10 protein-coding genes are annotated in these 14796 nt (G+C 29.9%); 1 reads left to right on the top strand and 9 read right to left on the bottom strand.

Annotation, left to right across the window (positions count from 1 at the left end; all coding sequences use genetic code 11):
- Window positions 1-42 precede the first annotated feature (42 nt).
- The 9 genes from DMR38_RS03695 to DMR38_RS03655 all read right to left on the bottom strand — a co-directional run bounded on the left by DMR38_RS03695 (window position 43) and on the right by DMR38_RS03655 (window position 14008).
- Window positions 43-1290 (bottom strand): HAMP domain-containing sensor histidine kinase, encoded by a 1248-nt coding sequence (locus DMR38_RS03695; RefSeq protein WP_127720046.1) that lies wholly within the window; start codon window positions 1288-1290, stop codon window positions 43-45.
- 3 nt (window positions 1291-1293) lie between these two features.
- Complete coding sequence (locus tag DMR38_RS03690) at window positions 1294-1992, bottom strand: response regulator transcription factor (protein WP_127720045.1); 699 nt, start codon at window positions 1990-1992, stop codon at window positions 1294-1296.
- Between the two features lie 393 nt (window positions 1993-2385).
- Window positions 2386-4932, bottom strand: a complete 2547-nt coding sequence (locus tag DMR38_RS03685) for an FtsX-like permease family protein (RefSeq protein WP_127720044.1) — start codon at window positions 4930-4932, stop codon at window positions 2386-2388.
- Window positions 4933-4951: 19 nt separating this feature from the next.
- On the bottom strand, window positions 4952-5632 hold the full coding sequence (locus tag DMR38_RS03680; protein ID WP_127720043.1) for an ABC transporter ATP-binding protein: 681 nt from the start codon (window positions 5630-5632) through the stop codon (window positions 4952-4954).
- A gap of 242 nt (window positions 5633-5874) precedes the next feature.
- A complete protein-coding gene (locus tag DMR38_RS03675) occupies window positions 5875-7584 on the bottom strand; it encodes a methyl-accepting chemotaxis protein (RefSeq protein WP_127720042.1) in 1710 nt (569 codons plus the stop codon).
- Between the two features lie 470 nt (window positions 7585-8054).
- Window positions 8055-8921, bottom strand: a complete 867-nt coding sequence (locus tag DMR38_RS03670; RefSeq protein ID WP_127720041.1) for a YitT family protein — start codon at window positions 8919-8921, stop codon at window positions 8055-8057.
- A 225-nt stretch (window positions 8922-9146) separates the two neighbouring features.
- A complete protein-coding gene (locus DMR38_RS03665; RefSeq protein ID WP_127720040.1) occupies window positions 9147-9560 on the bottom strand; it encodes an OsmC family protein in 414 nt (137 codons plus the stop codon).
- Window positions 9561-9666: 106 nt separating this feature from the next.
- Window positions 9667-12708, bottom strand: coding sequence for an efflux RND transporter permease subunit (locus DMR38_RS03660; protein ID WP_127720039.1), 3042 nt, complete (start codon window positions 12706-12708; stop codon window positions 9667-9669).
- A gap of 19 nt (window positions 12709-12727) precedes the next feature.
- The gene (locus DMR38_RS03655) at window positions 12728-14008 is read right to left on the bottom strand and encodes an efflux RND transporter periplasmic adaptor subunit (RefSeq protein ID WP_127720038.1); all 1281 of its coding nucleotides are present in this window, start codon (window positions 14006-14008) and stop codon (window positions 12728-12730) included.
- Between the two features lie 182 nt (window positions 14009-14190).
- Here DMR38_RS03655 and DMR38_RS03650 point away from each other — a divergent pair, with 182 nt between their 5' ends.
- Entirely contained in the window at window positions 14191-14733 is a 543-nt protein-coding gene (locus DMR38_RS03650; protein WP_127720037.1) for a TetR-like C-terminal domain-containing protein, read from the top strand.
- Window positions 14734-14796 lie beyond the last annotated feature (63 nt).

Here is a 14796-nt window from a genome sequence, read left to right as displayed (position 1 = left end):
GATTTACACAAATCTATGTACGTTCTCGTAAAAAATCTATATTTAATTTGTATTTAAAAAAGTAACAGTAAAAACAGTTCCCTTACCTATCTTACTTTTTACATCAATCATACCACCGTTTCCATCGATTATAGATTTTGAAAGGGCAAGACCAATTCCAATGGATTCAGTGCTTTTATTCATCTTTCCCTTATAAAATCTTTCAAAAACATGTTTAAGTTCTTCTTTCGGTATTCCTTCTCCATTGTCTTTAACTATGACCCTGGTGCAAACCTGACTTACTTCAGTAAACACATTAACTTCCCCACCAGACTTCGTGTGTTCAATTGCATTCTTAATTACATTTACAATTGCTTCACTTATCCAATTATGATCATGCTTTAACATAATTTTATCCCTGCCAGGATAAAAATTGAGTTTAACATTCTTACTTTCTGCTTTTATATCTAAAAATTTTAAAGATTCCATTACAGTTTTATTTATATCTAAACTTATCATTTTAAACTTTATTGCACCTGCATCTAATTTTGCAAGTTGGAGTAAACTTTTTACAAGCCATTCGATTCTATTTAGTTGATTTTTACTATTTTCTAAAAATTCGATTCTCTTATTATCATCTATCTTTCTATTCAAAAGTATATCGTTATATATTATAAGGGATGAAATTGGAGTTTTTATTTGATGTGATATATCTGACAGAGTGTTAACTAAAAAATCTTTTTCGTGCTGCATTTGTGAAAAATTATTTTTTAAAATTACCCTCATGTTATCAAAAGCATAGGCAAGCTTTGCAAAAGTACCTTCCGCATTTTCATAAATTCTTATGTCAAAATTATAATCCAACATATTTTTTGCTGCTAGTATAAGTCTTTCAAGTTTTTTATATATTCTTATATATAAAATAGCATTTGTTAAAAACACTATTGCAAAAAAACAAACCATAGAAGTAAGTAAACTTTTAATTAAATTTCTATAATTATTTTCCAATTGAGGCATCAAATCTATATTCAATTCTGTGCTATATCCATAATCTTTCAATATTCTTCTTCCACTTTTTATATCTTCTCCACTGCTATTTTTCGTTACAATAGTTACAACTTCATTTTTCAATTCAGGATGAATTTTTACTATTTTACCAACAACAGCTGCATTATTATCTACATAACTATCCTTTATTCTTTCATAACTCTTATCAATAGTATAAGAACTTATGAGTATTGACAATAAAGCTAAAATCAATATAATACAGGAACTTTTCCTAAGTTCCGGATTTTCATAATACTCCCTCATGTTTTACTCCTTTTCAACTTCCAAATCCCACTCATATCCAAATCCTCTTTTTGTTTTTATATACTTAGGATTTGAAGAGTCATCCTCTATTTTTTCTCTTATCCTCTTTATATATACGGAAAGCGTATTTGTATCGAAGTAATCTCCACTTCCATCGCTAAGCTTATCTAGTATTTCTTCCCTATTCATAACTCTTTTGGGATTAGTCATAAAAAGTAGCAACAATTTATATTCCTGCATAGAAAGGGACATATCACATCCATTTCTATAAGCCTCCAATTTGGTTGTATTTAAAACAATTTTTTCGGATTTTAATATATCACTCTTATCCGAATTGTTTTTTTCCGTTCTTCTCAAAATTGCCTTGATTCTAGAAATGAATTCTTTTACTCTAAATGGTTTTGTTATATAATCGTCCGCACCTATATCTAGCCCTAAAACAGCATTTACTTCTTCATCGCAGGCAGTTAGAAATATTACTGGAATCTCACTTTTTTTACGTATATATTTACATACATCATATCCACTTCCATCTGGTAACATTACATCTAATATAACAATATCAAAAGTTTCACTGTCAAAAATTTTTTTAGCTTCACTAACACAGGAACACCTTTTCACTTCATACCCCTCATCTTGAAGAGTAAAATCAATTCCAAGTGCCAGTGCTTCATCATCTTCTAGAAGTAATATTTTATTCAAATTAGCACCTCCATAATATATCTTTAAAATATATTCTATACACTAACTAAGATCTTTGTCTAGCTATATACACAAATTGATAAGCACCAGATGAAATATTTTTTTATCTGGTGCTTATCAATAGTTATCCGTGTAAATTATAAATTTGCAGCCAATGGCACTGTATATTTAATTAGAGAAGCAATCTGCTATCTTTATTTTTTATTTGACTTTCTATCTTTTACAACCATAATAATTATAGCAGCGCAAATAAGTCCGATAGCAAACATAAAACCAAATCTCATATAACCACCTTCTACAAGATTAATTTATGGAATTCTCAGCGAAATTTAGCAGCATATGGCCTATATCAAACCAATTTTTAATCTAGAAACCCTATATAATATATTACACTTAATCTTCTTGTCTTATGACATCTATTATATTTTCCCTTTTAATTCTAGCTAAAGGTTTTATTACAGATATTAACCCTATAAATATTGCAGCTAATCCACTCACAAGTATCAAATTCCATGGAATATTCCACTTAAAATCAATAATTTTTCTCATAGGTGATGATACTGCATAAGATAACAGGCTGCCTACAATACCCCCATAAAATGCACCATATAGTCCATATAGCACTCCTTCTTTTAATATCATCTGCCTTATATTTTTATAAGTCATTCCAATTGCACTTAAAGATGCTATTTCTTTTTTTCTTAAAATCAGGTTGGTAGTTATAGTATTTATTATATTAACTGCACCTATTAGAGAAATTACAGCTATAAATCCATACATAAGTACCATAAGCTGCATCGTATTTCCCCTAGCAGCTTCAGCTTGTTTGGATATATCAATAGCCTTTACTCCCTCTCTATCACATATTGGTGAAATAAAACTATTAAACTTATCTGCATCTTTTTTATCTCTTAAGCGTATTTGAGATATTTTAACAGGCATCTTATTTAAATGTCTGCCAGTAATATTCTTCATTACATCTTTTGTCATTATAATATGAAAAAGTTTGATATTATCTGAATAAAATTGATATGGTGCATCATCTACTACTGCTGCTACTTTTACCTTTATCATATTGTCTTTATTAAACTCTTCGTTTTCCTTTTTGTTCTTATCAATATAATCTTCTCCCTGTACTGGTCTATACATCATATTCTTATCAATATAAATAGTATCTCCAACTTTTAAATTAGTAATTGAACCATTATAGTATTTTTTATTTACAGATAACATACTATTCTTTACTATGACAACACCATTTTCCTCAGCCATATTTGAAGTGTCCGCTTTACCAGATTTAATATAGCTTTTAATGCTTCTAATCTTGTCATCATCATAAATATCAAACAATGTTGTTATAGAACTCATCTTTTTATTTTCAAAGGTAACATCACTATAAGTCTTAGGTGCATTCTTGACTAAGTAATCATTTCTCTTTTCATTTGGAATCAACATACTGGAAGAATAAGTTCCATAGGATACGTATTGTTTATCTACAAGTTTACTTTGCTTTACTTTGTTTATAATATTTTCTTTAAGGGAGCTTGTTCCATTTTTATCAACTACACCAATTAATTCAAAATTCATTTTTACATCTTCAGACTGTGAACCTGTAAAAATTGTCATCATATTTATAAAAGATGAAAAGAATATAAAAAGTGTTATACTTATTACCATTGAAAAAACAGTAACTCTGAATTTTTTCTTATTTCTCTTTATATTTTTAAATGCCATTAAACTTTCAATGTTCAAAAATTTTTTTAAAATATTTCCCCTCTTTTTGCTTATCTTTTCCTTTGATATAGATGTCCTGCTGCTTATAGCAACTAAAGGTGATACCTTTGATGCAGCTCTTGCTGGAATAAATGCAGATAAATATATTGAAAGCACTCCAACTAATGCACTTATAATAATCACATAGTAAGGAATTACTATTTTTAAATTGTTAAACGCTGTATCTGACATTATACTAAATATCTTGCTCACTACAAACATTGCAAATATTCCAGACAAAAGCCCAAGTGGAATGCCTATTGCACTTATTATGGATGCTTCCCTCAAAACTATTTTTCTAATCTGTGCTGGTGTCGCTCCAACAGCTCTCAAAAGTCCAAATTGCTTCATTCTCTCAATTACACTTATCTGAAAAGAATTATATATGACAGCTATAGTTGCTATTATAATTATACCTATTATTACACCTGCTATACCATACAATTGTTTATTTAAATCATTACTACCTTCACCTGAATAGTCCAATAGATCTTTATTTAAAATACAGTTGTCTTTAAATTTATTACTTAATTCTGATACGGTATTTGATATTCCTGCCTTTTTGTATATGCTCACATATACTGCAGATTTTTCTATATTAAATATAGTAGAATAAGTCATACCTAAAGCTGTACCGTTGTATTGAGTTTCAGCCTGATTTTGAATAATTCCCGTTATTTTGAATTTTTTTTCTTCTCCTTGATCTGTCTTAAATTTTATAGTATCTCCTATTTTAGTGTCACCCTTCATATAACTAAACGCCCAGTTTTCAACTGCTATTTCTCCTTCTTTTTCAGGGAGCCTTCCTTTTACTGTATTATAGCTTTTAGGTAAAAATTCTAAAGCAGATTTATTGTATTTATTGATTTCAATCTTTTTTCCATCTTTTAAATTACTTTCAAACCACTTTTCTTGAATACCTACTTTTTCAATTTTAGGATTAGCTTTTAACTGGCTGTAATCATCTGCAGTCATTTTTTGAATCTTAACGTGATAACTTCCATTTTGCTTTATAGCACTTTCAACAAAAGAATTTTGCAAACTTTTAATAAATAATCCCACTGCCGTAATCAATGCCACAGAAAGTATTACTCCTAAAATAGTTAGCATTGTCCTCTTTTTGTTGTGTTTCAAATATTTATTTGTTATTTCCTTATAACTATTCATCTTATATCACCTCCCTACTTTAAATTGATTTATCCGCTTTTATTTCTCCATCAAATATAGTAATAACCCTATCTGCTTGCTCTGCTACATTTATATCATGGGTTATGATAATTAAAGTTTGATTATATTTTTTTGATGATAAGTTTAAAAGTTCTATTACTTCTTTACTATTTTTACTGTCCAAATTTCCTGTTGGTTCATCTGCAAGTATAAGAGCTGGTTTATTTATAAGAGCTCTTCCAATTGATACCCTCTGCTGCTGGCCTCCTGATAACTCGGATGGGAGATGAGTTACTCTCTCTTTTAATCCAAGCATACTTATTACTTCATTTAAGTAACCTCTATCTGCTTTTTCCCTATCCAAAAGTGATGGAAGAGATATATTTTCTTCTACATTTAAAACTGGTATGAGATTAAAAAATTGAAATACAAACCCAATATTTCTTCTCCTGAATATAGCTAATTTTTCTTCATTTAACTTATATATATCTTCATTTTCTATATACACTTTTCCAGATGTTGGCCTGTCAAGTCCTCCAAGCATATGTAGAAGTGTACTTTTTCCAGAACCAGATGACCCTATTATTGCTAAAAATTCACCTCTGTTAACGGTAAATGATACATTCTTTAGAGCTTCAACTTTATTTCCTCCCTTGCCATAAGTCTTTGATAAGCTTTCAACTTTTAATATTTCATCCATATTGTTATCCCCCTCTATATACTGATTTACTTTAAATGACTAAATACAAAATTTTTTATTGTGTTTTCTTAATCTATTATATTTTTTTAAGTAATCTACAACAATAACTATATGCTTACAATTAAAACGTTGAATCTTACATTCCTGTAAGTATGCAATTTTGCAATTTAAACTCATATAATTAAAAATTAAAACCCCAACCTAAAATTAAGTTGGGGTTTCTATTTAAAAAGGTAATAATTCTATAACTTAAACTTTCCTATTTCTTCTTTTAATTTTCCCATGCTCTCACTTGACATTGCTATTTGTTCAACTATACTGTTAGTTTTAGAATTAACATCATCTATCTTTTTAGCAACATTTGTTGTACCTTCAGCTCCCTGTGATGAAGCTTCAGCTAGCTGATCTATAGTTTTTACCATATCATTTACTGATGTTGAAAGGTGCTTTGAAGTATTACTAAAGTTACCAACAAGATTGTTTACAAAGCTGGCATCCATACTATAACTCTCTGCTGCCTTAATCATAAATTTGTAATCATTACTTATATCTTCAGATAAAAATTTTAACAACTTATTTGAACTTTTGGATAAAATATCAACTGCCCCGGTGACCTTTTCCGTCATGTTTTTTATCTCAGTAACTGTACTATTGGATTCTTCTGCAAGTTTTCTTACTTCATCAGCAACTACAGCAAAACCTTTACCAGATTCTCCTGCTCTTTCAGCTTCTATAGCTGCATTCAATGCTAGTAAATTAGTTTGTTCCGTTACCTCCATTATAGTTTCTGAAAGTATATTTATTTGCTGAACTATCTTAGAATTTTCAATGGCATCTTCAAGTTCTTTCTTAGTTTTTATAAGAATAGATTCAGTTTTTTTCTGTGATTTAGTTACATTTTGCTTAGTTTCCTGTCCTCTTTTATCTATATTATTAGCTTCTATATCACCATCTTGAGACTTGTTTGCAATGTCCTCTATAGCCTTTCCAATCTCTTCTGATGTAGCTGCCATTTCCTCTGAAGAAGCTGCTGTCTCCTGCATTCCTGCTGCAATTTCTTCCGTTGTTGCAGATACATCTTGTATATTATTTGACAATTCATTAACATTATTATTTATATCCTCATTTATTGAAATAACATTTTCAATTGCTTCATTAACTCCCTTCATTATTTCTTTTATATCAAATATAAATCTATTTAAGCTTACAGCTAATTCACCAATTTCATCCTTGGAATCAATCTTTATTTTTTGTGTTAAATCTCCGCCTCTTTCTGACAATAAGTCCAATTCCTTCTTCATAATGCTTAATGATTTTACTATCCCTTTTGTAACTGTTAGTCCAAATGTAAGTAACACTATTGATAAAATTAAAATAACAATTATGTATACATTTCTAGCTTGCACATATATATTATCACCTTGAGTACTTGCTGAATCAGCCATCTCTTTGTTAAAATCAACCAGCTTTGAAGAGGATGAAGAAAGCTCGTCAAATGCTTTTTTTGAATCACTATTCATAATTTTCATAGCATCGTCGGTCTTCAATTCCCTACTTAACTGTATAACTTGTTTATGCATATCAATATACTTATTCCACTCATTCTTAACATCTTGAATTAAATTTTTGTCTTGAGTATTATAGATGGATTTTTCATATGATTTGATTTCACTGTTTATCTGAATAATCTTGCTTTGCATTTCTTGTTCCTTTTCATTCATTGTATTAGAATCCACAGCAATTATATGTTCATACTCTAAAACTCTAAAATCAGAAGTCATGTCGCTAATGTTTTGAGAATGCTGCATTGCCGGAATCCATATTTCATCTATAATAGTAGACTTCTTATTGACTGAATCTAAAGTTATCAGCGCATATATTCCTAAAGATGTAATTGAAATAATCACAGCAACAACTAATAGTATTAACTTACTCTTTATCGTTTTTGGCATACTATTTCCTCCTAAATTTAAATTATTTACATATTTTAAATTAATTTACATCAATTTAGTTATAAGTTCTATTAACTAAATTACATTTGAGTTATATATCGTGCCCAAATTTAATTCCTTTACATAATAAAAATAATTAACAAAGCTTACTCTTTTAATCCTAAAAAATCCATTACAGTTTTGCAAATACTAAAAAAGGACTTCTATAACATAATTATTATAGAAACCCCTTCTCTTATTTTTATCCGATGACTACCTGCTCTAATACTCCCTCGCACTCTGTGAAAGCGACTATCACCAAATCAAAGATTTTGGATATCTGCTTTTCTCCAAGTGGTAGTAAAGAGCAGCTACGTCCCTGGATAACGATTTTCCCTAAAGGATAACGCCTTCTAAGTGCTGAAGCACTAAGAAGCCTGTTAATAAGCATCAGGTGGAGTCAAAACTCCATCTAATGCCAAGAACTCTGTTTATATAGCTTTTTTAAATCCTTTTCCCATTATTTCAGAAGCATCAGATATACTTATAAAAGCATTTTTATCACAAGAATTAACAATTCTTTTTAATTCAGGTAATTGAGATAAAGGAATTATACAAAAGAGTATCTTTTTTTGTTTTTCAGTATAGGCACCTTCTCCATAGAGCATTGTTACTCCACGGTTAAGGTCTTCAAGTATATGTTTAGTAACGTCTTTTTCTTTATCAGTAATAATGATTACCGATTTAGATTTATATAACCCTTGTACTACTTTATCGAGTACAGCAGATGTTAAATACATAGCTATTAAGGTATAAAGAGCATTGGGTATTCCAAATATAAAAGCACTAATGGAAACTATAATAAGATTTATATAAAAAGATATTTTTCCTATATCAAAATTAGAATGCTTTTTTCTAATGAGCATAGCTATTATGTCCAAACCACCTGTAGACCCATGATATGAAAAAACAATACCAAATCCTATTCCATTTAAAACTCCACCATAAATACAATAGAGTAAATTATCATTAATATGTAATATGTTTGATATAGGTTGTGTAAGTATTAATCCTATTGCAAATGTTAACATGCCTATCAATGAATAGATAGTAAATCGTTTATTTAATTTTATTATACTTAAAATAAATAGAGGAATATTTAATATAAGTACAACATACCCTGCTTGTATTTTAAATAAATATTGTATTATTAAAGCTATTCCAGTAACACCACCACTTAATAAGTGGGCATGAGTTAAAAACATGTTGACACTAATACATCCTAAAAAACTTCCAAAAATAATAAGCATTACATTTATAATGTCATCTTTTTTTATAAATTTCATAATAAATTTCATATTTTTATAACGACCCCCTTCCTAATTAGTATATTTATTATAATAGTTTTTTCTCACAGGTTCAATATTACAGAATTTTTACTCATACTAATACACACTTATATATTTTTTACAAGTATAAGTGTGTATATAAAATAATTCTATTCTCAAAATAATATATAAACTTATAATGATTTACAGAACATATATAAAGATTAATATAACCTATTATTTACTAATAAAATATTATTTTTTCCTTTTTATTTGTCCTTCGACAATGTTAGGCTGGGATAATATGGCTGCAATACTACAGTTTTTATCAACGAAATCATTCATCTTTTTAATTTCTTTGTCATCTGCATCTGTTTTAACTAAAATATCCACCTTGATGTTTAAACCTATCCCATTTTCAATTTCATCAAAATCACCGGTAATTTGAGCCTCACATTCTTCTAAAGTAATTCTCCTTTTCTGAGCATAACTACTTATCACCATTAACTTGCATCCAGCTAAAGCCACTAATAACATTTGACCTGGTATGGCACCTTCATCATTTCCGCCATTCTCAATTGAATGGTCCATAATGTATTCATGATTTCCTACTTTAGCACATACTTTAAATGTTCCATCCAATTTTGCATCACATTCAAGTGTTAACATTACAAACTCACTCCCTCAATAATTTATCATTCTAAGTTACTCTTTATTTGCATTTTAATGTGTTTGTATATAATATGTAACTTTCTATTGTAATGTAAATAAATCTTTATAATTTTTTTAATCTACCTTCAAGTTTATTATTTACTAAAGAATAAATTACTGGAACGACAATAAATGTTAGGAAAGTAGCTGTTAAAAGACCAAACATCATGGCAACCGACATAGGACCAAACAGTGCACTTCCTGAGAAAGCTAGTGGTATAAGTGCTGTAATAGTCGCTGCAGAACTCAATATTATAGGCCTGAATCTTTGACTTACAGCATACATACAAGCATCATCCACAGAAAGCCCATCTTCTCTTCCATTATTTATATATTCAATAAGAAGTATGGCATTTCTTATAACAACTCCAATTAAACTTATTACACCCATAAAAGCTGTAAGTGACAAATCCATTCCAAAAGCATGAAGTCCTATTGACACTCCTATAAAAGACAGCGGCAGTGCACACATTATTACAAGAGGTTGTACAAATGATTTAAATTGAACAAATAAAAGTATATATACTATTGCTAAAATAAGTACACCTGCTATACCAAGGCTTGTAAAGTACTTATTTATTTGAGCCTTTTCCCCATCATATATAACTTTTACTGAGTCTAAATTCATTCCATCTATTTTTTGCTTTAATGAATTTTCTATATCAACTGAATTATACCCACTTTTAACATCACTATAAACAGTTATAGTCCTATCCTCTTTATAGTGCTTTATCTCATCCAGCTCTGAGTTAAGCTTAATAGATGCCACCTCATATAAAGGAACTTTGTTCTTGGTAACGCTTGATTCAATATATAAGTTTTTAAGATCTCCTACAGATGAAATATTTGTTTTAACCATAATATCATATTCACTACCATTTTTCCTATAAACAGAAGCTGTATAACCTTTGAGTGCAATATTTATCTGCTGCAGAATATCTGATTTTAATACCCCAAGTTGTGATGACCTATCTTCATCTATATTTATTTCATACTGATAACTTTTTTTAGCTGCATCATCTCTTATATTTATAGTTCCCGGTATATTTTTTAATTTCTGCTGTATTTTTTCAGAAGCATTCTCAATCTGATCTAAATCATCTCCAGTAATTCTCAAGCGCACTGGTGCCCCTATAGGTACTGCTTCTTCAAGTTGTTTTACTGTAGCTGTACCTCCTGAAATTTTGCTATCCAATTGTTCTTGAATATGCTCAACCAATTCCTGTCTTGTGTTGAACTTTTTAGTCTTATCCAAATCTACTTTTACCATAATTTGAGCCTTATCATTAGAAGGATTAACTGTAGGCAATGTTACATAAAATGGAGGCATACCACCACCTATAGCTGAAGTATAACTTGTAACTTCTTTTTGTCCTTTTAATACACCTTCTATATTTTTTACAAGCTTACTGGTACTTTTTATATCATCAAATTTCTCATTTGCAACATCTATGTATACTTCATTCTTATCTACATATGGGAAAAGCTGCATTCCGAGTGTTTTAATTAAAATTAATGCTACTACAAAAACAGCTAGTGCTGCCCCAATGATACTCTTCTTGTGTTTAAGTCCATATTTTAAAAGGTTCTCAAACATCCTACGAATTGGATTTTTTCTGGCAATTTCCTTGCTTTTTCTAAAAAACAATGCAGACATAACTGGAGTTACAAACAATGCGGATAAATAAGAGCAAATTACACATATTATAACAACTTGCGGCAGGCTTTTTAAAAACTCACCTACTTCTCCTGATATAGATAATAGAGGTAAAAAAGCTCCTACAATAATTAGAGTAGACGTAAATACTGGAACAAACAGCTTCTTTATACCATTAAATGCTGCTTTATCCCTTGTCATGCCTTCATCTATTCCAACCTGTATAACATCTCCTATTACTATGGCATCATCAACAAGTATTCCAAGAGCTATAATAAGTGCTGTAGTTGACATCTGCTCAACTTTAATTCCAAGTGCATACATAATGATAAATGTCATACAGATAGATATAGGTATAACTGCTGATACTACCATTGAATTTCTAAAGCCCATACCTATAAGAACAGTTACAATTACAAGTATTATTCCATCTCTAAGATTTTTCATAAAGAAAGAAACAGAATCACTTACGTCTTTAGGTTGAAAAGTAATCTCATCTATAGTTAAATCCTTTGGCATCTGCTTTTTTATTGTATCTAATTTTTTTGTTATATCTTTTCCTATTGGAACTATATTTTTATTTTTTTGAAAATACCCTGCAAGTAATACCGCATTTTGGCCATTGTCGGTAAATTTATAACTTGAATCATCATCATAATCCATATACACTTTAGCTATATCCTTGATTCTTACGGTTTCACCAGTACTGCTTGAAACTCCTACAACTGTATTTTCTATATCATGCAGTGAACTAAACATACCCGGCGTATTTACTTTTATTTTACCTGTTGCTAAATTTAAAGCTCCCGATGGTATATCTACATTTTGTGCACTTAATACAGAACAAACATCTGCTGTAGATACTTGATACTTATTTATTTTGTTCCAATCTACCTGCACTTTCACTTGCCTGTCCTGCTTACCTTTTACATCTATTCTAGAAATACCACTAGTATCACGAAGCTGCTTCTTTATATCATCAGCATAACTTCCTAATTGTTGATAAGAATAATTATTGCCTGATACACTTATTATAATACCAGCCGTTTCTGCAAGGTTAGTATTAATCTCACTATCATTACATCCATTTGGAAGATCAGACTTCAAATCCTTTACTTTGTCTCTTAAATCTCTCCAAGCTTTATCTTGATCAGCATCATTGTTTAAATATATAATAACTATTGATGCATTGCTTTCTGAATAAGATTCTACATAATCACATCCATCAACTTCTTCAACCTTCTGTTCAACTTTTTTGGTAACTAACTTTTCTATATCACTAGATGAGGCACCTGGATAAACCGTAGTAATCATAGCTGCTGGAGATGCAACATCCGGGGTTTCCTGTTTTGAAATACCACTATAACAGTAAAAACCACCAATTATAACTATAGCCACCAGGAATAATACAATCTTTTTATTTTTTATAGCTGCCCTAATTAATCCCATATTATATTCTCCTCTTCCTTTATTTAACCGTAACTTTATATCCTGATTTTAGGCTTTTCATTCCTTGAACTACGAGTTCATCTCCACTTTTTAAACCGTCCACTGAAACTCTATCTTCATCAGTATCACCTAAAGTTATATTTTTCTTAACAGCATGTCCATTTTCAATCACATAAACATAATCTTCACCATCGTTTAAAACGGAACTAATTGGAATAGATATTGCATTCTTATCTCCCATATCTATATAAACTGCTGCTGTTTCTCCTATATAATATTTATTATTATCTATTGGTTTTAAAAGTTTAATTTCTGCACTATATGTTCCAGACTTACTGTCAGCCATTTGAACTACATTTATGATTTGCCCTTCAGCACTGTCATCCCCTATCTTAACCTTTGCATTTGTACCAACTTTTACTTTCTTTACATCATCATCTGAAAGTCCAACTGTAATGACTTCATTTTCACTTCTAAACAAAACTACCGGGTCTCCTGCCTGCTGCATTTCTCCTTCTTTGCCCAGTATATCTACCACATATCCATTTTGGTCTGCTGCCATAGATGCATCTTGAATTAAATTTTCTTTTGAATCGTAATTTGCTTTTGCTTCATTTAATTGTGCTAACAGTGACTTTTTATCCTCATCTCTGGAACCATTTTTCACTTGTTCAAGACTCTGCTGTGCACTGTTTAATGCATTTTGAGAATTGTCTAATTGTAACTTGACATCATCTAATTCTTGTTTCGAAATGGCCCCTGCATCACTTAATTTACAGTATTTATCATACAAATCTTTATAATAATTATTACTATCTTGTGAATTTTTAACTGCTATCTGTGCTTTACTTACATCTTCCTGCTGCGCACCATTTACCGACTTATTATACTGTGCAGAAGCAGCATCAACTTGAGATTTAGCAGCTTGTGCTGCAAAATTAAGATCACTTTTATCAAGATCCACCAACTTATCACCTTTTTTTACATGCTGACCTTTAGATACATATACTTTAAAAATTTTAGCTGAACTCTTAAAAGATAATTTTCTAACTTCACTACCTCCAGTTAGCCCCTGATATTGCAGTGACATAGGATAACTACCACTCTTAATTTCTAAAGTTTTTACTGGATAATTCCTCGTATACATTTTTTCCTCATCAGATTTTCCGCCAATTATAAAATATGTGCTTAATACTGCTATAGTCACAACAGCCAAGCAGATGCAGACCATTTTCCTTTTTTTACTTAATTTTTTTACTGCTGAACAAATATACTTAAATTTATATATAAATTTCCTCATGTTATACCTCCTAACACAAACAATATCAGCGATAAGACGCTTGTATTTTTATAAACATGCGTTTATTATAAAATGTGTGTTGTATAACTTCAATCATTAATCTATTGCCCTTTTGTCGGTTATTCAACATATAATAGACATGTGTTGAATAATTATCGAAATATTTTTTGTGGAGGGTTTTTATGGGGGTAAAAAAACTTGATAGACGTGTGAGAAAAACTAAAAAGGCTCTACTTCAAGCCTTGACAAAACTTATGTATAAAAAGAAAGTTAATAATATTACAGTAAAAGAACTTACGGACTTAGCAGATGTTAACAGATCAACTTTTTATCTTTATTATAAAGACATATTTGATATGGTAGATATGATAGAAACTGAATTGGTTAATGATTTTAGTGAAGCTTATGACAAATTTTCAAAGGAAGCTACAACCTATGATGACTTACTATCTTTTTTTATATATCTATTTGAGTTTGTACAATCTAATGCTGAAATGTTTAAAATATTTTTAGGATATGACGGTAACTACGCTTTTATAGAAAAGTTTAAAGATACTATAAAACACTGCCAGATTCCTCTAGACGATACATCCTCGGAAGCAGAAGCTCACTATGTTATGCCTTTCGCTATATCAGGCTGTATTGGAGTAATACAACAGTGGTTAAAAGATAACATGATTGTTTCTCCTGAAGATATGGCTGCCATTCTTGTTAAAATGCTTTAAATTAGAGATAGGAGTTTTAATTTTTAAAATAGAATAATAGTTTATTATATAAAAAAGAGACCT

Origin of the sequence: Clostridium sp. AWRP (genome assembly GCF_004006395.2) — a bacterium.
GTDB lineage: Bacteria > Bacillota > Clostridia > Clostridiales > Clostridiaceae > Clostridium_B.
The sequence above is the reverse complement of the archived record's forward strand: the minus strand, read 5'-3'. Positions and strand labels throughout refer to the sequence as shown.

What these genes read in the sequence shown, in the direction of transcription:
- DMR38_RS03680 (WP_127720043.1), bottom strand. Translation starts at nt 5,632, where the DNA reads ATGGATGAAATATTAAAAGTTGAAAGCTTATCAAAGACTTATGGCAAG.
- DMR38_RS03695 (WP_127720046.1), bottom strand. Translation starts at nt 1,290, where the DNA reads ATGAGGGAGTATTATGAAAATCCGGAACTTAGGAAAAGTTCCTGTATT.
- DMR38_RS03675 (WP_127720042.1), bottom strand. Translation starts at nt 7,584, where the DNA reads ATGCCAAAAACGATAAAGAGTAAGTTAATACTATTAGTTGTTGCTGTG.
- DMR38_RS03685 (WP_127720044.1), bottom strand. Translation starts at nt 4,932, where the DNA reads ATGAATAGTTATAAGGAAATAACAAATAAATATTTGAAACACAACAAA.
- DMR38_RS03655 (WP_127720038.1), bottom strand. Translation starts at nt 14,008, where the DNA reads ATGAGGAAATTTATATATAAATTTAAGTATATTTGTTCAGCAGTAAAA.
- DMR38_RS03660 (WP_127720039.1), bottom strand. Translation starts at nt 12,708, where the DNA reads ATGGGATTAATTAGGGCAGCTATAAAAAATAAAAAGATTGTATTATTC.
- DMR38_RS03650 (WP_127720037.1), top strand. Translation starts at nt 14,191, where the DNA reads ATGGGGGTAAAAAAACTTGATAGACGTGTGAGAAAAACTAAAAAGGCT.
- DMR38_RS03670 (WP_127720041.1), bottom strand. Translation starts at nt 8,921, where the DNA reads ATGAAATTTATTATGAAATTTATAAAAAAAGATGACATTATAAATGTA.
- DMR38_RS03665 (WP_127720040.1), bottom strand. Translation starts at nt 9,560, where the DNA reads ATGTTAACACTTGAATGTGATGCAAAATTGGATGGAACATTTAAAGTA.